This window comes from Ruegeria sp. CDSC054, from assembly GCF_059610645.1.
In genome coordinates this window covers 84,651-103,633 of record NZ_JBXWOA010000015.1, presented here as the reverse complement: position 1 = coordinate 103,633, position 18,983 = coordinate 84,651, and the positions used below count along the sequence as shown (strand labels likewise).

Sequence of the window (18,983 nt, the reverse complement as noted above, 5' to 3'; positions counted from 1 at the left end):
GAAAATGCCAACCACGGTTTTCATAACGACAGCACGCCTCGTTATGACGAGGAAATGGCAAACCTAGCCTGGGACCGCACCATTGATTGGTTCAACACTTATCTGAAGTAACTACAGCGCACGGCGAAGCGAGCATTGTGTTTTCATAGCTTCGTCGCAACGCACAGTTTACCGGGGCCAAGTCATTTGAAGCCCCAGTATTCTATCTCTCATGATCAGAGAAGCTGAAAGGAACGCTTGGCTAAAGGCTTGGGTGCAAAAAAGACATCATCGTTAACAGAAGCCTTCATTGGCGGGGTACAAGACCACTGGCTGTTTACTGAACAACACCGAAACACGAGCGTCCTGTGGGAGTTATGTGAAGCGTTCTCTGATTGAGTGGTCAGCTTGTCAGTATATAGCCAGCACAATCACCTAGCCCTGCCTGAATTCATCCTTTGACCATGCTTGCAAAGAACACCTGACATAAGCGCCAAGGCGGCAGTCGCAAATTAAATGAACCACTGTGACCGCTTTAAACAGATGGCAAACCCAATAAGATCAGAATTGCGAGCAATTCGGCCGTATTGCTAGTATCGCGGGGGAAACACCAGGTGTCTGGATAAATCCAGGATAGGCCGAAACTGCGCCTCAGAAATAAGGACTAACGATCACCTTTTGTCGAATGAGCTGTCAGGCTCTCCGACCAAACAGTTGAGCACCCACGGGTAGCTTGTGGTGACATAGTACCCGTACTGGCCATCAACGGTCATGCCATTGCACTCATCCAGATCGCCCGTCCCGGTAAACTCGTAATCGTCGATATACGTCCCGTCCGGAGTACCACCCGGCCCGGTAGGCGGCGCAGGCCGAGGCGTGGTTTTGAGTTGGTAGCCGGAAATCGCAGGTCTTATAGTACCATCGCTGTCTTTGAATATCGTACCATAGATCGGAAATCCGTCAGCCGCGAAGCCGATAACTGGTGACGGCTTATCAAGGTCGTGATCCAGAAACAGCGCATTCGGATTGGAATGATAGTGATACCTGCCGTCTGGCTGGGCGTGGGCATTGTGGAGGTCTACGCCAAAGTACTGATCGTAAGACGGCGGGTCGAGCAACCAGGGATCAGTATCCCGACACCCTGCAAGGACGTTGCCATTCTTGTCTGCACGTGGGCCGCTTGGGCGATAACACCCGGCCGAGAGCAAATCGACCGGCACACCGTTGAGCAGTAATGCGTCATAGCTACGTTGTGAAAGCGCAGCTTGACTGTCCGTTTTTTCTGGGTTCCTAGGAATCCGGAATGTGCCTGACAATTCCCTCACATCGTTGGCGAAGTTGGCTGTAGGCCCATTGAAATCATGGTTAGGAATGCCATTGGTCTTGAAAGTGCAGTGCTGACTATCACACGAGATTTCGATTTCGGAGTTAAAACGTTGCTGGCGGGTGACGTCTTCCACTGAAGCGGAATACACGCCCGCATAGTCCGCACAGTCGGCAGACCGGTTGCTGAGCAAAAGATCGGTGATGTCCTGAGCCGCTGCGTTCTGCGCAGGAGCCTGAACGGCCGTAAATCCTGCCATAAGCGCGCTGAATGTCAAAATCTCCAGTCGCATGGCTCAATCTCCTCGGTGTTTCGAAATTTTCAAACAAACAAGTCGCTCGATATGAGTTGATGCCTGTCACCCTAGCCTCAGAATGCGACGCGGTCTCCTCCTTTCAAATCCAGAATTTCTCTCGCTTCGTCGGGAGTTGCGACCTGACTGCCCAAATCTTCTACAATACTTCGAATTTTGGCGACTTGCTGAGCATTGCTTTCGGCCAGTTTTCCACGAGAGATGAACAGGCTGTCTTCAAGACCGACGCGAATGTTGCCGCCCATCTGGCTTGCCGTCGTGGCAAGGGACATCTGTGCTCCTCCTGCGCCCAAGACCGACCACCGATAGTCGTCACCGAACAGACGGTCTGCCGTGCGTTTCATGAAGATCAGATTGTCGACTTCGGGTCCAATGCCGCCGAGGATGCCAAAGATGAACTGAATGAAAATAGGTGCCTTGAACAGTCCGATATCCATGCAGAATTTCAGGTTGTACAAATGCCCGACATCATAGCATTCGTGTTCGAACTTGATGTCATGAGGCGCAAGCGTTTCCGCCGCCTCGCGAATGTCCCGGAACGTATTGCGAAAGATGTTCTGATCGGAGTTCGCGACATAGTCTTTCTCCCAATCAAACTTCCAGTCGTCGTCGCCATACCGATTGGCCAATGGGTGAAACGAGAAGTTCATCGAACCCATATTCATCGAGCACATTTCGGGACTGAAGGTTTTAGCCGGATTGATCCGGTCCTGAATAGACAGAGTCAGCGATCCACCGGTCGATAGATTCACAACTGCGTCGGTAGCCTGTTTGATGCGCGGCAGGAAAGGCGCAAAATCATTCGGGTCAACCGATGGAGAACCGTCCTTTGGGTCGCGCGCATGCAGGTGCAGGATCGACGCTCCGGCCTCGGCGGCCTCGATCGCCTGCCGTGCGATGTCATCATAGGTGTAGGGGAGTGCATCCGACATCGTTGGTGTGTGGATCGCTCCTGTTACAGCACATGTAATGATAGTCTTTTTCTGACGGGCCATGAGTTCAGTTTTCCTTGGATTGTCCGATGTGCTTTACGCGATAGCCCAGCGGGAAAAGTTGCAGATCAAAACGGCTACGGATCACGCCCCAGATGCCTTTCGGCGCCTTGAGCATGACGACAATCGCAACCACTCCGAGAACGATGAGGTACGTTGTCCCAAGGTCGGCCAGCGTTTCGCGCAGCGCAAAGAAGACGAGTGTGCCGATGATCGGTCCTTCGATGGTACCGATGCCGCCGATTACGACGATGAAGATGACGAAGGCGGTCCAGTCGTTGACGCTGAACGCCGCATCCGGCGAAATGCGCAACTTTTGCAAGAAGATCAGCGCGCCGATCATCGCCGTGAACGCCGACGTGACGACGTAAACAATGAACTTCGTGCGCCAGATATCGATGCCGAGGCTACCGGCGGCCAATTCGTTGTCGCGAATTGCCGTCAACGCCAAACCTTGGCGCGAGCGCAGGAAGAGATACACGGCCGTCACCACCAGCACAGCGGCTCCGAGCGCCAGCCAATAGCTCAGCGCCTCTCGCATCGCGCGACCGGACGCCAAAGATTTGACGATGGCGACGGGTAGCGAAGATCCCGATCCCCCGCCAAGCGCAGAAATTTGTGCAAAGCTCAGCCGAAAGACTTCAGCGATGACCCAGGTACCTATGGCAAAATATGCGCCCCGAAGCCTGAAGATCAGAACAGCAACCGGGATCGAGATCAAAGCCCCCAGCACGCCTGCGGCTGCGATAGCAACCAATGGGTTCAGCCCGCCCAACATTGTAAGCGCAAAGAGCATATAGCCGCCGAAGCCCACATAGGCCTGCTGACCAACCGAGACGAGACCAGCGTAACCCGCCATGAGGTTCCAAAGAGTGGCGAGGGACAGGTAGAGAAACAGCTCTCCCATCAAGCGCATGTCGGCGCGGCCTGCCCACCAGGGCGCTGCAACCAGAACAAGCAAACCGATTGCGGCCAGGATCGCGGCAGCTCGCGCTGCCTTTGATGATCGAGATACGGAATAATCTTGCAGATTCATCCAGAAACCCTCGGGAAGAGGCCGTTCGGACGAACGGCAAGAATGACAAGGAAAGCGATATGTCCGGCAAGCACTTGCCAACCCGGATCAATCTTGGCTCCGATGGTTTGCGCGACGCCAAGGATAACGCCGCCAATTAATGTACCCCAAAGGTTGCCAAGCCCACCGATGATAACGGCCTCAAAGCCAAAGATCAGGCGACCGCCTCCAATTGAAGGATCAAAGCTTGTCCGAATGCCAAGCAGAATACCGGCGATCGCTGTCACACCGAGGGCCAGCGCCATGGCCAAGCCAAAGATGTGCCGACGATTGAGACCCATGAGCTGGGCGATGTCTTGATTGTCTGAAACGGCCCGGAATGCACGTCCCAAAGCTGTATGATAGAAGGTCCATTGCAGCCCCCAGATCACCGCGATCGCAATCCCGAAGGTCAGGAGCGGTAATATCCCAAGGGTCACTCCGCCCACTGCGACGCTTGCTGTTTCCAGGGTGCCAGCATTCAATGTTTGAGGGTCGGCAGTGTAGATCTCAAGCAACCCGTTCTGGATAATTACACTCAGCCCGAATGTCACAAGCAGCGGTGGAAGAATATCTTCGCCCAGAGTTTGGTTAAGCAGACCGCGTTGAAGGGTATACCCAATCAGCGCCATTGCGGGAACGACAATCACCAACGCGGCAATCGGGTGCATCCCTGTCGCGGTCGTTACGGTCAGCCCGAGATACGCGGCCAGCACGATCAAATCGCCATGGGCGATATTGACGAGCCGCATGACCCCAAAGATCAACGACAGACCCGCGGCAAACAGCGCGTATAACCCACCCAGCAGTGTTCCCTGCACGATAGCGTTCAGCCATTCCATATTATTCGATCCCGAAATACGCGCGTGAAATATCTTCACGCGATACGGTGTCAGACGTGCTTTCCAGCGAAACGCGCCCCTCCTGCAGGCAGTAGACCCGGCTCGAGACCGACAGTGCCCTCGTTATGTCCTGCTCGACGATGATCGCACTCATGCCCTCACCGATAATGCCGGGCAAAGCGTCGTAGATGTCTTTGATGATGATCGGTGCCAGCCCCAAGCTAATTTCGTCGAACAGGATCAGATCAGGATTGGCCATCAATGCGCGCCCGATGGCGACCATCTGCTGCTGACCGCCCGAAAGCGATGTTGATGCCTGATCTTTGCGCTCCTCAAGGATCGGAAACAGATCATAGACAGCTTTCAGATCCCAAGGGCCCGAGCGACCAACTTGGGCTCCGATCATCAGGTTTTCTTTGACTGACAAAGAAGGGAATAACTGGCGACCTTCTGGAACCATGGCGAGGCCAAGTTCTGCAACCTCGTCTGCGCGAAGCCGGCTGATATCCTGACCTCGATAGTGAATCTGATCCACTCCGTTCGTCAGCAACCCGGTGATTGACCGCATCAGGGTCGTCTTGCCTGCGCCGTTTGCACCAATGATTGCCAGAACTTCTCCCTCGCCGACGTCCAATTCGACATCATAGAGCGCTTGGAAATCGCCGTAGTAGGAGTTCAAACCGCGTATCTGAAGAATTGAGTCAGGCATCGGCTTCGATCCCCAGATAGATTTCCTTGACTTCAGCGCTTTCCATAATTGCCTGTGGCGCGCCCTCGGCGATTTTCTTCCCGAAGTCGATAACGATCAGGCGGTCAACAACGGCCAGCAGCGCATGAACGACATGTTCGATCCAGATAATGGTGACGCCAGACGCGTGGATGTCCTTGATGGTCTGAACCAGTGACTTGCACTCAGCTTCGGTCAAACCACCGGCAATCTCATCCAACAACAGAAGTTTGGGCTTAGCGCAAAGCGCGCGTGTCAGTTCCAGGCGTTTGCGTTCCAACAAAGTCAGGCTGCCCGCTAGAACGTTTGCCTTGGGCATAAGCTCCGTTTGGTCCAAAATCTCCAGACAAAAGCGCTCAGCCTGATGCCCATGCAAGCCGGCCGACTGCGTGGCTGCGATCATTGCGTTTTCGAAAACAGTCATTCCCGAAAACGGCTGCGGAACCTGAAAAGAACGCGCGATGCCTGCATGGCTCCGCTTTGCGGCGCTCCATTTTGTGACGTTCTGCCCACTGAATTCTATCACCCCGGAATTGGATTTGAGCGTCCCAGTGATCAGATTGAACATCGAGGTTTTACCGGCACCGTTGGGACCTATTACCCCGAGTGCCTCGCCTTGCTGGACCTCATAGCTCATAGCATCGGCGACAGTGACCGCGCCAAATGCCTTGCTCAGGTCTTGGATTCTCAAGATTGTCGTCATGCTTCTCTCGGATAGAGGGTTCGGCGCCAAGATCGGCGCCGAACGTCTAGTCAGCCCAACAGCTTCATATCTGCCGTGATCGGAACTTCGGGCGCAGTGCTGTTTGCAACGATCTGCAACTCATACCCGTCGCCGGACTTTTGCCACTGACCGCCGACCAGCGGAGTTTTGGTGACGTTGTTCATGGGTCCATCACCCCAGTTCACCGGCCCGACGATTGTGTTTAGGTTCGTGGACGTGATTGCGGAAATGATCGAAGACGGGTCTTCCAGATCATCCGCCCGTTTGATGACATCTGCGACGACCTCGAACAGTGCGTGCTTAAAGCCGAGCGGTTGCGTCCAAGGACGGCCCGACTCCGCCGTGTAACCTTCGGCAAGGTCTTTCGAAGAAATGCCGGTGAGTGAGGACGAGAAAGGATGATGCGGAGACCACCAGACCTCGGTCGACAACCCGTCACCACGGTCGCCAAGCGATTCAATGACCGATGGGAACAGCAGTGCTTTGCCAATGGTAACGACCTTTGGGTTGAACCCTTGCTGGGCAGCCTGGCTCCAGAACGTAGCGAAATCTGGCGGGATCATGTTGCCAGTGACGATTTCGCAACCAGCAGCCTTGAACGAAGCGATCTGGTTTGAGAAGTCGTCGGATAACGGCTGATAGCGACCGGGATCGGTCAGCGTGTAGCCAGCGGCGGCCAGCGGTTTTGGCAGTCCCAGTTCCGCATCGCCCCAAGCATTACCGTCAGCATCGTTGGGGAAAAGACCGCCCACGGTCTTGGTCACGCCAGTCTTGTCCCACATATCAAGGAACGCTGCGATCACATCCTCTAGGCCCCAGAAGAAGTGATAGGTCGTTTCAAACCCCTCACCCGGAACACCATTGCGGCCAAAGAAGTAAGGCTGCCACGGGCAGTCGGTCGTGATGCAAGGAACTTCGTTTATCTCTGCCTGATCGGCGACAGGATTTACTGTGTCCGGAGTTGACGCCGCCACGATGATATCAACTTCATCACCCAAGATCAGATCTGCCGCGACCTCGGCTGCTCGGTTCGGGTTGGACTGGCTGTCTTTCGAGATGATCTCGACATTCCAGGTCTTGCCATTGTTATCCAACCCAGCCGAAAAGACCTGCTGTATGGCTTGAAGCACGTATTCGTCGGCCTCCGCGAAACCAGCCAGTGGACCAGTACGTGGGCTGACATTGCCAATCCTTAGCGTCGGGTTTGCCGCATAGGCACGCGTTGCCCGGAGGATGGCCGGAGCAGCGATTGCCGCCGTAGCCCCGGCAATAAAACTGCGCCTCGTGGCCGTTTTGAAAGTCCTTGTCATTACGTCCTCCCTTCACCGGCCTCCCGCCAGTGTTTGATTGATCTTACAAAGTCTTCTCGAGATTTTTCAGATGTGTCGCAACGCGCTGGCGAACCTGATCCGCCTCGCCCTCGGCCCATTTCCTAAAGCCTTCGCCTGACTTCATGCCTAGCTTGCCCGCTGCAACAAGCGACTTCAGGTAGGATGAAGGGCCTTTTTGCGTCTCAAGGTCGTGTAATACATTCTCATGGATATCGAGCGTCAGGTCGGTGCCAACCAGATCAGCATTCTCTAACGGCCCGAGGACCGCCAGCCGCCGTCCAAAGCTGGACTTGATCACAGTATCAACAGCTTCCGCGTCACAAATTCCGTTTTCAACCAAACTGACCGCTTCGCGCCACAGCGCATGCTGAAGGCGGTTGCCAATAAAACCCGGTACGTCCTTTTCGACCATCACCGGAGTCTTTCCAGCGTCCTTCAGCAGATCGAACATCGTCTGTGCGATCTCGGGGTCCGTCCATTCCGTCTTGATGACTTCAACCAACGGGATCATGTGCGGGGGGTTCCACCAATGTGTTCCGAGGGCCCTGTTTTTTAGCCGCAGCCCAGACATGATCTGAGTGATCGGCATGACCGAAGTATTTGATGCGAGAATGCAGGTCTCTGGTGCGTGCGCTTCAATCTCAGCAAAAATCGCTTGCTTAAGCTCCAGCTTTTCCGGCGCCGCTTCGAATACAGCATCGGCGTTTCGAACCGCACCTTCAGTCGTCGCAAAGATCTCAATCATTTTTAGGGTTTTTGTGATTGTAACCTCGTCATCCCCCATCGCGGCCATGCTGGCGCGGATGCGGTCGGGCACGGTGGCTCGCGCCTCTTCAACGGGATCCGTGATGGCAACGTATTGACCTGCTTTTGCTATGGTCAGGGCGATACCGTGCCCCATAAGCCCCGCGCCAATTACTGCTATCCGCTGTTTCTTGCGCACCATTCTTTAACCCGCCGTATATCCGCCGTCGGCATGAAGGATATGCCCGGTGTAAAAATCAGATGCTCGCGACGCGAGAAACAAAAGCGGACCCGCCAGGTCTTCTGGCTCACCTAGTCGTCCTTTGGGAACACGGGTCAGGAAGCCATCGCGCACTGCCTTCGCTTCGTCGGTGTCTTCGAACATCCAAGCTGTCAAAGGAGACCTGAACACTGTCGGAGCAATCGCGTTGACGGTAATTCCAGTCGGCCCGAGCTCACACCCCAAGGCTTTGGTGATCCCGTTTACTGCAGCCTTTGAGGCGCAATACGCAGTATAGCCAGCCGGGTGGCCAAGGATACTGCGAGCGGAACTGACGAAGATGATCTTGCCGTATTCGCTGACCTTCATCTGTTTCGCAGCCGAACGCGCGAGCAACCAGCTTTGATTGACGTTGGCATCCATCACGGCATCGAAGGTTTCGGGAGCCATTTCGTTGATTGGAGCGACTTTGTTCATGCCGGACGCGACGACGAGAATGTCCAGCTTGCCAAAGGTGCTGACCGCTTCATCGACCAATGCGTCGCATGACGCCTCATCGGACGGGCGCGTATTCACCGCAACGACGGTCGCACCAAGCGCCTCGCACTCTTTGGCAATCTCGTCGAGCGCGTCCTGATTGCCCGCAGCCAGAACCAGATTGCACCCAGCGCTAGCCAGAACGCGCGCAGCAACCATGCCAAACGCACCCGAGGCTCCGGTGATCAGCGCGACGTTTTCATTAACGTCAAACATCTTGAGTGGATCAGACATTCTTTTCGTCCTCAGCTTTCTGGCGGATACGGAATGACCACCAGCATTTTGCAGGTGTGGTTGGTGCGGTTTTCAATTTTGCGTATTTCGCCCGGTGCGATCGTGCAGCTATCCATGGGCCCAAGGATGGTTTCTGTGCCGTCAACGATGACAGTCATTTCACCCTCCAGAACGACGTAGACTTTTTCAAAAGGCGTAGAGTCCGGCCCGGCACCTCCGCCTGGTAGGAACTGGCTCAAGCCAATCCACTGATTTGTCGGCCCGCCTTCTTCAAACCCCTGTAAGCGAAGCCCATGACACCCAATGTGGTTCGGTGCTTCGTAGGGTTGGGCGTCTTGAAAACGCTTCAGATACATATCCGTCTCCGCTCAGGTTTAGTGGCGGCCACCGGAATACCGGCGACCGGTCCGTGAGTGTTCAGAACTCTTCGCCAGCCTCGATACGGTAGGACTGGTTCTTGTCGATCATCGCAACCAATCGGATAATGCAGCCGTCGCCACGGTCCCAATTCCAAGGGAAGAACGCGAAGGTGCAACGCTTACCGGTCACCGCATCCAGATCACCACCGACATTTTCGATGCCGAGGATACCCTTAGAGAAAAGCATGTTGTGAACCGGTTCCCACTCGGGGAAGTCAACCTCCCAGGGGGTGCCGCCTGACCATTCAAGATACTCTTTCTCAAGGTGCGGCAGGATCGGACCGTTACGCTGCGGGCCAATGGCCGTTGCCAGAGGGTGATCGTTTGCCTGGGTGTCGTGGCCAACGACTTTCACGCCTTTCTCGATCATCCACTCAGCAGCGGAAGGAACGAGACCCGGGCAATAAGCAAAGTAGTCACCGTCTTCGTACTGCTTATGCCAACCGGTGTTGATAATCAGAACGTCGCCCTTGCGGATTGCGTGCCCGCAAGCCTTCTCCAGATCGTCTCCCGTGATTTGCTCCCACTTCTTCTTGGGAACCGAGACGACCAATCCCGTACCGAAGAAATGCGGCAGCGGCACCTCGTCGATGAACGGCGTTCCCTGAACGACATGGGCCGGTGCATCAATATGAGTGGTCACGTGCATGGTCGTCGTAATCGTCTGAGACAACACGCCTGACTTGGCCATGTAGTGCTTTCGGTCGATCTGGACGTCCTTGAAATACGGCCAGTTGGGGCACTGAAACCCGTATCTGTGGCTCAGGTTGTAAAACTCAAGCCCCATGTCATTGTCAGTGTTTGCCTGAAACTCAATGCCGCGGATTTCGACCATTGGGCATATCTCCTCTGTTCGCCGACAACGCGGCGGTGTTCGCTTTTCTAATATCTGGGTGGCCTCCCCACCTGTCCCGTATGATGATGCATGCGCACCGCATTACGGTCAACTAAAAACTCACTATACGGTTGACTTGCACCACATTGTGGTACATCACTAATAAATTACCAGGTATCCGAAATTACGATGCCAGGACAGGATTAGGTAGGTTAAATGTCTGAAAAAGCGGATAAAGGTGGCATTCAGGTCATTTCCAGAGCGGCCTCGATTTTGCGTGTTCTGAAAGAAAATCAATCCGGAATGAGCTTGGGGAAAATTGCAGAGCGTGTTGGCCTGCCCCGCTCTACGGTACAGAGAATCACAAGCGCACTTGCTGAAGAAAAACTTGTCATAGCAGATGCAAACGGGGGTGGCTTGAGGCTCGGCCCCGAACTAAGCGCTCTCGCGGGTGCTGCGCAGTACAGCATCGTCGAACATTGCCGGCTGCTTTTGACGGAGCTGACCCAAAAGACCGGGGAAACCACAGACCTCGCCGTCATGCGCGGTATCGGCATGGTTTTCTTAGATCAGGTCCCAGGCGTCTATCGATTGACGACCGTTTCGCAAGTGGGCGAGGTTTTTCCGCTGACCACCACTGCGAATGGGAAAGCTTGTCTCGCTCAGCTCGATGAAGGAGATGCGACAAAACTCATTCAAAACGAATGGGAACGGAATGGTATCCAAAGGAATTTGGATGACTTCCTTTCCGAACTGAATACGGTCCGCGAACAGGGCCTTGCCTATGATTTGGACGAGCATTCTGTCGGCGTGTCGGCGATCGGATTTTCTTTCGTTGACTGGGTCGGAGATCTGCACGCGATCTCAATTCCAGTGCCAACGACACGATTTGCACGGCAAAGAGCAACCATCGAACAAGCACTTATCGAGACATCCACAAATATACATCAAACTTTCCAATAAGCTTGTGAAGCCGACATGACGCAGGTTGGGTCTCACGATCCACCCTGTTTGGCAACCCGCGCTTCCAATGGAAAAAATCCATACACTGCACCCAACAGATTGCTGCTAGTTCCGCATGGTCGCGAAGGTTGCCATTCGTGTTTAACCTTATTGCGCAAGGTGCGCCACAGCTGGCAAAACAAATGGTCTATTCAGTATCTGAAAATCCGATTGTGGTTCTGTTGATGATCAACATCGTGTTGATCCTGATCGGGATGCTGATGGACGATATCTCGGGTCTGCTTCTGGCGACACCGATCTTGCTGCCCATTGCACAGAGCACTGGCATGGACCCGATCCATTTTGCGGCTGAGATCGGCGTGAACCTGGTTATGGCCAACATCACTCCACCTACAGCGCCGCTTCTCTATCTTGGCGCTCAGGTCTGCGATGAACCGGTTTCGCGTATGCTTTGGCCGACTTTGGTGTTCATCGTTTTTGCCTGGCTGCCGACGTTGATGCTGACAACTTTTGTACCAGAGTTAGCCCTCTTCCTGCCTGACCTCCTGCTCAGCAGATAATGGGCGGAAAGCGCCAACGCACAAGACAAAATGCACGCACCCCACTCCAATGATTGGGGTGCAAGGGCGCTCTCTCAACCATGACGTGGGAGAGACTAGTTCGCAGCGGAAATCCTAAATCTGAAAATAGAAGTCTGAAATGTACAAAAATATCCTAGTCGCGCTGTCTCTGGAACACGGCATCAGTGAACATGCATTGTCCGCGGCACATGCCCTTGTATCCGAAGGCGGAAAAATCACAGCAGCACATATTCACGAACCACCAAACAGACAAGTAATGTACTATATGGATGAAGGGATTGCAGAAAAATCCTTTCAAAAAGCAAAGACACGCTTAGCTGAACGCCTGAAAGAAGAAGCAGAAATCTCTTCGGTCTTGATCGAGAGCCAATCAGCTGGCCGAGCAATCACCGAGTACGCAAACAAACATCGCATCGATTGTATCGTCCTTGCTTCGCACAAACCTGGAATGAAAGAGTTCTTTTTGGGTTCAACAGCCGCTTTCGTCGTTCGACACGCTCAATGTTCGGTGCATGTACTCCGTCTTTGACGCTGGCGCCCGCAGCGCGTAAGTAACTCTGTCCTGTATAATCTGCGGTGATAAGCATGCCTTACTGCGACCATGGTCTGCTATTGGCATACCTACCAGAATTTCACTTTGCGGCATTTGAGAGGTAGGGCTCACGGCCAACCTCGGCGGCAACGCGGCATCTTGTGATATCCTCTTTCGTCAACGTCGGGTTGTCGTTGTGGGCGGGCATGGCGGATCGGAGGATCAGTTATGGACACACCAAACTTACCTGCCATTCGCGCTCTTCGCCCAGCTTGGAACAAGGGACGCATCGTCGGTCAGAAACGGCCGTTGAAACCCAAACACGTCTGGGCAATTCGAGTAAGGTTAGAACTCGCAGTGAACCATCGCGACCTCGCTCTCTTCAATATGGCCATCGATAGTAAGTTGCGCGGCTGTGACTTGGTGAAAATGAAAGTCGTAGACATCATGGCTTCTAGTCAGGTCAAGGAGCGGGCTTCGGTGTTGCAAAGCAAAACTCAGAAGCCGGTCCGTTTCGAGGTTTCTGAAGGAACTCGAAGCTCAGTCGAAAGGTGGATGGAAGACAATCTCATGGTCGGATCTGAATACCTTTGGCCAAGGCGTTTCCATGAGCGTTTACACATTTCAACGCGCCAGTGTGCGCGGATCGTGCGTGATTGGGTCACGTCGATAGGTTTGGAAGCAAGCGCATATGGCACACATTCAATGCGGCGGGCAAAGGTCACTCAAATTTACACGAAGACAGGCAATCTGCGCGCGGTACAACTCTTGCTTGGGCATACTAAGATGGACAGCACCGTTCGGTATCTCGGTGTTGAGCTTGAGGATGCACTTGCCATAGCAGAGGCCATTGAAATCTGACTACTACGGGCCGCATTCGTTGGCGGCCCACAGCCGACATTCGATATCTCTCAGAGTTCACCTATCGGCTTCCCGAAAGCTGCCGTTCGTTCAAAACGCAGAAATTTCAATGAGCGGATGGCAGTGAGGCAAACAAACCTGCAAACGTTGAGAAGCGCTGTTTAGCAAACTTGATTGCTTTCAGAGACCCGACTAACGTTTCTGTAACCATATTTTTCGCGATTTTTAGGACATGTAGATATAGATGACACCTGATGTACAAACCGCCCACCGCATAGCTCAAGACCATTGCGCTGCTTGGACAAACCGGGCACCTGGCGATGTCGCCGGAAGATATGCTGAACATACAATCATGATAATGAACGGTGGCGACCCAATGGAGAGCCAGGCGGAGATTGGCGACATGGCGGCGGGATTTATGGCTGACTTCCCTGACCTCGTTCTTAGCCTCGACGCGGTTCTCGTCGCCGATCACCATATGGTCTATGCGTGGACTTTCGAAGGCCATCATAAAGAGACTGGCAACCATGTTCGTTTCTCGGGCTGGGAAGAATGGGACTTAGACGACAACCTGAACGTCACCAAATCGCTCGGTTGGTATGATGGTGTGGATTATGAACGCCAAGTTGCGGGAACATGATCATATCCGGCGCCAATTCGCGCCCTGTACGCACAGTCGTATACGGTATGTCAGACCCAATTTGACTGTAGTCGGTGCTCTTTACTGCCTACAGCAAGTGAGAGGGCGTCCATCGGAAAAGGCTTTTCTCATATTCGGTAATTGATTTCGAGAGCCACCGCATGAACAGCTTTGCCGCTGGTCGGACCGGGCCCGGCAACGTGACAAGGTAGTAGCCGATCTGCGGTATTGGATCGTCGAACAGCGCCACGAGTTGTCCCGACTTCAACTCGTCAGAAACAAAAGCCGGTACCGTCGCCCCGATACCATCACCGCGACGGATGCCATCCAGCAGCATATTGCCCGGCACGCGGACAACTCTCCGGTCGGCGTCGGTCGGAATTCCGACTTTTTCTAACCACAGGTCAAATTCGACTGACCCTTGTTCCTGAAGAAGTGTGAAATCAAGCAATTCTGCAGGATTCGTGAGCACCCGGTTTCCGATGAGTTCGCTGGACGCGACGACCGTCAGACAGCCTGGCAGCAGCACCTGCGAGACAAGCCCTTGCCAGCGACCTGTTCCATATCGTATGGCCATATCAATTCCGCCCGGCTTGAGGTCGACAGCTTGGATCGTTGAATCGATCCTCAACTCGATATTGGGGAATTCGTCAATAAACGTCGACAGACGCGGCATAAGGAACGCGCTTGAAAACATCGGAGTCGCGCTAACCACCAACGGTCGAACCGCCTCTGCACTCGACACGCTCTCGGTCACGGAGGCCATTTCAGCGAAGGCTTCAAGCAGGCCAGCTGACAGGAATTCGCCTTGCGATGTCAGAGAAATGCCATGTCGGGTACGAGTGATAAGCCGAGTGTCGAGATGTTGTTCGAGCCCGCGGATTTGCTGGCTGACTGCGGAATGGGTCACGTTCAGTGCCTCTGCCGCCCGGGTCAGATTTCGAAACTCGGCAGCGGCGGCGAAGGCTCTGAGAGATGTCAAAGAGGGAAGTGTGCGCCAATCCATAAGTAAGATCATCTAACAATATAGAATAATTTACAACTATGTGATCCCCCGATGCCGGCGCATGCTGGTGCAGTAATTCATTGGCGACCATCGGAGACAAACATCATGAAAATTGCTGTTTTGGGACTGGGCAATATGGGCTCAGCGCTGGCGCATTGCTTGCTCAAGGCAGGCCACGAAGTCAGCGTTTGGAACCGCACATCGGAAAAGGTAGAGGTTTTTGCTGAGGCTGGAGCCACGATCTGCTCTTCACCGAATGATGCTATTGCGGCGTCTGATTTTGTCATCATCTGTATCAAGAGCCACAAGAAAACTATTGAACTGGTCAACGGGCTGAGCGTCTCGCTAAAGGGTAAGACCATCTGTGACATGAGCACGGGCGATACCTCGGATGCCGATAGACTGGTCGCCATCCTTGAGGGACAGGGGGCTGGCTACATGCTGGGCATGATCAATGCCTACCCTTCCGGCATTGGTGGTGACGAAACCACAATCCTTACGGTGGGCAGTGCCGGAACCTGGGACCGCTATGGCAGTATCATCAGAGAACTGGGTGGAAAGTCCGCCCATGTCGGAGAGAAACCAACTGCACTTGCCGCGCTCTTTGCCGGCCTCTTCACGGTTCGACAGGGGTTCATGTTCGGAATGATCTACGGTGCACTTGTCTGCCAAAAAGCGGGCATCCCGATGCAGGTTTATGCCGACCAACTCCCTGCCACGATCAAACTGGTCAATGACTACCATGATCTCTTTGCCAGAACTGTTCCGTTTGAGGATTACGACAGTGCGGAAGCTTCCCTGAAGGTTTACGCGATGGCGCAAGAGGATGCGTTGAAGACCTATCTCTCACTTAATGCGCCCGCTGATTTCATCCAGTTGATGCATGACCGCACCAAAACGGCTTGGGACGATGGCTACTGCGACAGACAGCTGACCTCACTGGTCCAGCATATGACAGATGCCTGATGCAATAATGCTCCGGCCAATTGCTGCCATTGCCCGAGGATTAGCGATGCTGCAGTGCGGACCGTCAGAAGGAGACATTCGCTGCAAGCGCAAAGCAGGAAGGCCAAACGAAGTCTGGACCGCGAACAACCTGACATTGGGCCTACGGCGACCCACGCACGCAGTCAGCCCGAACCGGACATTCGGTTTTTTGGCCACATCAACGTAGCGTTTCACAAAATGCTGTTTCACGAAACACCTAGGGTTGAACCGTTGAGCTGGACTTTATCGATACGATAAATTGTCAGACGGTAGTTAAGTACTTTCGAAACGGTCAGCATATGCCTTCTTGAGCATAGGGCTGCGTCGAGCAAAGAGAGAATAGAGTATGTTTTCCCCGGCGAGGTGCCAGAATTCGAGACCTGTAGCGTCAACGTGTGGGCCGATGAATTGGAAACTCAGATCCTTGCACAGCTGATGCCCTATTGGGCTTGCGGCGATGGCGGCTAGATCTTTTAGATAGACTTCCCTTATCACGAGATCTTCGAGTACTTTCACAAACCCATTTAGCAGATGAAGCGCAGAATTTTGATGCCCCTGCGCGATGTAGACGCCGGCGCAATAGCCGAAATAGTCGCCAGGAAGAACCGGGCGTCGAAGGGATTCCAGACTAAATTCAGCTTCAACCAGCCGGCACTCACGGAACTTGGTTTCCAAGTCTTCATCCAGGAAAATAAGCGAGATATGAGCGGCCAACTCATCTCCAATCATGACATATACGCCGGACATCGCCCCATCCTTTAAGATCTCCGCCCAGATGGGGTCGCAGGCGGAAAACCCGTCGGGAAACTCATGAGCACCTTCGAGTTCCAAGGCCTGAACGGCGGCATCGGCAAACTCGATAGATCCGTATTCCAGCGCCACTTCATGTTCGCGAAGAACCCGGTAGGACGCATGCGTTCCACTCGAACGGCTTTCCCAATCCTCGCGGCAAGCCACAACTTCATCCCGCGTCCATCCGAGTTTTTCTACTAAAAGGTGCTCCAGGTCACCTCGGATGTACGACAGTGATCGCTCATATTTGCTGACCGCATCTACACTTAATCCCAGCAAAGCAGCCAATTGTTCCTGTGACATGCGGCCGTCGATACCGTTGCGAGCTCGATGGCTTCGAAGCTTGTCGGCGAAGATGGACGAAGGGGCGGTCATGTTGTCTCCGAAATGGTCGTGCCGCTGCTTATCAATATGCCTAAAATTGGGTGATTGCCCAAGCGACTTATGGATGACTTACGGGTTCAGGCGGATCACGTCCGTGGCCGAGTTCCCTGAGACGAGCCAAGCTTGACACATACACAAAAGGAACCTGCAATGTCACGTCGCATATGTCAGTCACCCGGTACGCTCGACGCAATTTTTTTTGGGTTTGCATCCGCCCCTGAAACCCGGAGTCGTCGGAGACGTGACATCCGCTGTTCAAAGCGAATGAAACGCGATTGGCCTGTTTCCCCGATGCGTCGCCACCGGTTTATGAGAGATCTTGACTACTAGATCAAAGGCACAAAATGTGAATTTGCTGTACAAGTCAGATTGCTGAGAACGACCGCCCAAAGCGAGCCTTTCAACTTTTATTTCAAAGTGCATATTTATGTCTTTGGTATCACTTCACGGGCATTTCGGAGGCCCGGCGAACCGCGAGAACCGAAGCAGCATAATCCCCCAATGAAATCCCTCTGAATGCAAAAGCGGCCGGTTTGTTGCGCAGGCGAATGTCGACTTTACCGGTGACCAATTCCGCCAAATCGCCAGCAATTTTCTTATATGGCAACATCGGCTTGTCGCTTTCCAATTCCTGTAGCCGGTCGTCGACAATTACCATTTCGAAAGCAGCCATACCTGCTGGAATCCACGGAATGCAGACATCCGTTATCGCCGCAAAGGCAGTCGGTTTCAGCCATCGGCCGTCCAAAAAGGGTTCGATTGAGTAGTCCAAAGTTACCGATGTCACTATCAGATCTGCATCATTCAGGGCGCCTTTTGCACTGGTGCATGATTCAGCGTCCAGTCCCAGGCTTCGTGCATAACGACAAAGCTTGTCGGCATTCTCCTTACCTCGCCCGAACACGCGGATTCGTTTCAAGGGAAATAGATCTGAAAACGCAGCAAGATGGGCGTGCGCTTGCACACCCGCGCCCACAAAAGCCACGGTCTCGGCATGAGGGTCAGCAAGCCTACGCGCCGCCACCACTGACAGAGCCGCTGTTCTGACTGCTGTAATCCAATTCGCTCCCAAGACCGCGCGAAGTAGTCCGGTTTGCGCATCCATAACCATGATTGCACCGTTAATCGCGGGAAGACCACTTGCCGGATTTTCCGGACACACTGTGACCTGCTTGGTCACGATGAAACCATCATCTCCCATTGCTAAGGTAGACATTGCGTAGCGCCCGTCGCCGGGCAAGATGACTGTTTTCGGAGAAGCGCGAAGCTTTCCTTCTACTTTGGCTACTAGGGCGGATTCGATGGCATCGGCAACTTCAGAAGTTTGGATGCCCAAACCCCCGAGATCCTTGTCAGACAGATAAATTAGCGCGTTCTCAGAGGTCACGACGTTCCTCACATCAGCAAATTGGCTTTCTGACAAAGTACATTATTTTCCGCTGTTCTCGCCATCGGTTTACCTTTGCAGAAGCAATTAAGCGGTTACTTTCAATCGCCCGACGCAAGGCGCAGAAACGAAATTCGTCTTCATTTTTTCTCACATATGAACTCAGCCGAACGTCTGTGTTCCTCCGCTCACCTGCTTCCTGCCAACTCGTTCTAAACGTCCGGAATGCGCGGATCGCGACGTGCCGCACTTGCAAAAGATCGAAGTGTGATTACGGCAGCTCAGGGTTCCAAAGCCGTCATCAGAGATAGCGCTGCAAGGCCCCTGGCCACCATTTTGATGACCTCAAGCACGGCCCAAAGCCGACGGTCGTCGATGCCTCCATCACTGCATTGCATCGTTCCTAGAAGTGGACGTAGGCGCAAGTGCAGCATCTTCCATGATCGGGTGGTAGCTCTGCGGACAACAAAGCTGTTTCGCCAATCAAAAAGAGGCGCACGCAAAGGCCTTCCGATCCGCCATCGCCCCAACAGAAATATCCATCTGTTGGAGATTCAACAAGGCCGTAGAACGGT

General features: G+C 53.7%; 20 protein-coding genes and 1 pseudogene. 7 read left to right on the top strand and 14 right to left on the bottom strand.

What is annotated here, in order from left to right:
• The coding region (locus AC2FGC_RS21190) for a dienelactone hydrolase family protein (protein WP_496783376.1) at nucleotides 1-111 on the top strand (111 nt) is incomplete at its 5' end.
• A 539-nt stretch (nucleotides 112-650) separates the two neighbouring features.
• Here the strand turns inward: AC2FGC_RS21190 and AC2FGC_RS21185 are convergent.
• The 11 genes from AC2FGC_RS21185 to AC2FGC_RS21135 form a co-directional block, all read right to left on the bottom strand.
• Nucleotides 651-1,595 (bottom strand): YHYH protein, encoded by a 945-nt coding sequence (locus AC2FGC_RS21185; RefSeq protein ID WP_496783373.1) that lies wholly within the window; start codon nucleotides 1,593-1,595, stop codon nucleotides 651-653.
• Between the two features lie 77 nt (nucleotides 1,596-1,672).
• Nucleotides 1,673-2,611 carry a 3,5-dioxohexanoate:acetyl-CoA acetone transferase gene (gene kce, locus AC2FGC_RS21180; RefSeq protein ID WP_496783371.1) on the bottom strand — a complete coding sequence of 313 codons (939 nt, stop codon included), beginning with the start codon at nucleotides 2,609-2,611 and terminating at the stop codon, nucleotides 1,673-1,675.
• Between the two features lie 4 nt (nucleotides 2,612-2,615).
• Entirely contained in the window at nucleotides 2,616-3,644 is a 1,029-nt protein-coding gene (locus tag AC2FGC_RS21175; RefSeq protein ID WP_496725687.1) for a branched-chain amino acid ABC transporter permease, read from the bottom strand.
• Nucleotides 3,641-4,504: a branched-chain amino acid ABC transporter permease gene (locus AC2FGC_RS21170; protein ID WP_496725688.1), complete on the bottom strand. Its 864-nt coding sequence runs from the start codon at nucleotides 4,502-4,504 to the stop codon at nucleotides 3,641-3,643. The genes AC2FGC_RS21175 and AC2FGC_RS21170 overlap by 4 nt, the downstream gene beginning before the upstream one ends.
• 1 nt (nucleotide 4,505) lies before the next feature.
• Nucleotides 4,506-5,213 carry an ABC transporter ATP-binding protein gene (locus AC2FGC_RS21165; protein ID WP_496725689.1) on the bottom strand — a complete coding sequence of 236 codons (708 nt, stop codon included), beginning with the start codon at nucleotides 5,211-5,213 and terminating at the stop codon, nucleotides 4,506-4,508.
• Nucleotides 5,206-5,934 carry an ABC transporter ATP-binding protein gene (locus tag AC2FGC_RS21160; RefSeq protein WP_496725690.1) on the bottom strand — a complete coding sequence of 243 codons (729 nt, stop codon included), beginning with the start codon at nucleotides 5,932-5,934 and terminating at the stop codon, nucleotides 5,206-5,208. Before AC2FGC_RS21160 ends, AC2FGC_RS21165 begins: the two co-directional genes overlap by 8 nt.
• Nucleotides 5,935-5,984: 50 nt before the next feature.
• Nucleotides 5,985-7,265 (bottom strand): ABC transporter substrate-binding protein, encoded by a 1,281-nt coding sequence (locus AC2FGC_RS21155; protein WP_496783369.1) that lies wholly within the window; start codon nucleotides 7,263-7,265, stop codon nucleotides 5,985-5,987.
• Between the two features lie 43 nt (nucleotides 7,266-7,308).
• The gene (locus tag AC2FGC_RS21150) at nucleotides 7,309-8,232 is read right to left on the bottom strand and encodes a 3-hydroxyacyl-CoA dehydrogenase family protein (protein WP_496783367.1); all 924 of its coding nucleotides are present in this window, start codon (nucleotides 8,230-8,232) and stop codon (nucleotides 7,309-7,311) included.
• A 3-nt stretch (nucleotides 8,233-8,235) separates the two neighbouring features.
• Nucleotides 8,236-9,021, bottom strand: coding sequence for an SDR family NAD(P)-dependent oxidoreductase (locus AC2FGC_RS21145; protein WP_496725693.1), 786 nt, complete (start codon nucleotides 9,019-9,021; stop codon nucleotides 8,236-8,238).
• 11 nt (nucleotides 9,022-9,032) lie between these two features.
• On the bottom strand, nucleotides 9,033-9,377 hold the full coding sequence (locus AC2FGC_RS21140; RefSeq protein WP_496725694.1) for a cupin domain-containing protein: 345 nt from the start codon (nucleotides 9,375-9,377) through the stop codon (nucleotides 9,033-9,035).
• A 61-nt stretch (nucleotides 9,378-9,438) separates the two neighbouring features.
• On the bottom strand, nucleotides 9,439-10,275 hold the full coding sequence (locus AC2FGC_RS21135; protein ID WP_496725695.1) for a cyclase family protein: 837 nt from the start codon (nucleotides 10,273-10,275) through the stop codon (nucleotides 9,439-9,441).
• A 216-nt stretch (nucleotides 10,276-10,491) separates the two neighbouring features.
• Between AC2FGC_RS21135 and AC2FGC_RS21130 the strand changes: the two genes are divergently transcribed.
• The 5 genes and pseudogenes from AC2FGC_RS21130 to AC2FGC_RS21110 all read left to right on the top strand — a co-directional run bounded on the left by AC2FGC_RS21130 (nucleotide 10,492) and on the right by AC2FGC_RS21110 (nucleotide 13,852).
• The gene (locus AC2FGC_RS21130) at nucleotides 10,492-11,238 is read left to right on the top strand and encodes an IclR family transcriptional regulator (RefSeq protein ID WP_496725696.1); all 747 of its coding nucleotides are present in this window, start codon (nucleotides 10,492-10,494) and stop codon (nucleotides 11,236-11,238) included.
• A gap of 143 nt (nucleotides 11,239-11,381) precedes the next feature.
• Nucleotides 11,382-11,798 (top strand): annotated as a pseudogene (locus tag AC2FGC_RS21125) (TRAP transporter large permease subunit); the annotation flags it as partial.
• 139 nt (nucleotides 11,799-11,937) lie between these two features.
• The gene (locus AC2FGC_RS21120; protein WP_496725697.1) at nucleotides 11,938-12,348 is read left to right on the top strand and encodes a universal stress protein; all 411 of its coding nucleotides are present in this window, start codon (nucleotides 11,938-11,940) and stop codon (nucleotides 12,346-12,348) included.
• 231 nt (nucleotides 12,349-12,579) lie between these two features.
• Nucleotides 12,580-13,212, top strand: coding sequence for a tyrosine-type recombinase/integrase (locus AC2FGC_RS21115; protein ID WP_496725698.1), 633 nt, complete (start codon nucleotides 12,580-12,582; stop codon nucleotides 13,210-13,212).
• A 244-nt stretch (nucleotides 13,213-13,456) separates the two neighbouring features.
• On the top strand, nucleotides 13,457-13,852 hold the full coding sequence (locus AC2FGC_RS21110) for a nuclear transport factor 2 family protein (protein ID WP_170337324.1): 396 nt from the start codon (nucleotides 13,457-13,459) through the stop codon (nucleotides 13,850-13,852).
• An 88-nt stretch (nucleotides 13,853-13,940) separates the two neighbouring features.
• Here the strand turns inward: AC2FGC_RS21110 and AC2FGC_RS21105 are convergent, their stop codons facing one another.
• Nucleotides 13,941-14,858, bottom strand: coding sequence for a LysR family transcriptional regulator (locus AC2FGC_RS21105; protein WP_496780737.1), 918 nt, complete (start codon nucleotides 14,856-14,858; stop codon nucleotides 13,941-13,943).
• Nucleotides 14,859-14,909: 51 nt separating this feature from the next.
• On the opposite strand from AC2FGC_RS21105, the gene AC2FGC_RS21100 reads away from it, so the two are divergent.
• Nucleotides 14,910-15,824, top strand: coding sequence for an NAD(P)-dependent oxidoreductase (locus AC2FGC_RS21100; protein WP_496725700.1), 915 nt, complete (start codon nucleotides 14,910-14,912; stop codon nucleotides 15,822-15,824).
• A gap of 294 nt (nucleotides 15,825-16,118) precedes the next feature.
• On the opposite strand, the gene AC2FGC_RS21095 is transcribed toward AC2FGC_RS21100, so the two are convergent.
• Both AC2FGC_RS21095 and AC2FGC_RS21090 read right to left on the bottom strand, forming a co-directional pair.
• Nucleotides 16,119-17,012 carry a helix-turn-helix domain-containing protein gene (locus AC2FGC_RS21095; RefSeq protein ID WP_496783364.1) on the bottom strand — a complete coding sequence of 298 codons (894 nt, stop codon included), beginning with the start codon at nucleotides 17,010-17,012 and terminating at the stop codon, nucleotides 16,119-16,121.
• Between the two features lie 448 nt (nucleotides 17,013-17,460).
• Nucleotides 17,461-18,408: an ornithine cyclodeaminase family protein gene (locus tag AC2FGC_RS21090; RefSeq protein WP_496783362.1), complete on the bottom strand. Its 948-nt coding sequence runs from the start codon at nucleotides 18,406-18,408 to the stop codon at nucleotides 17,461-17,463.
• Between the last annotated feature and the right edge of the window lie 575 nt (nucleotides 18,409-18,983).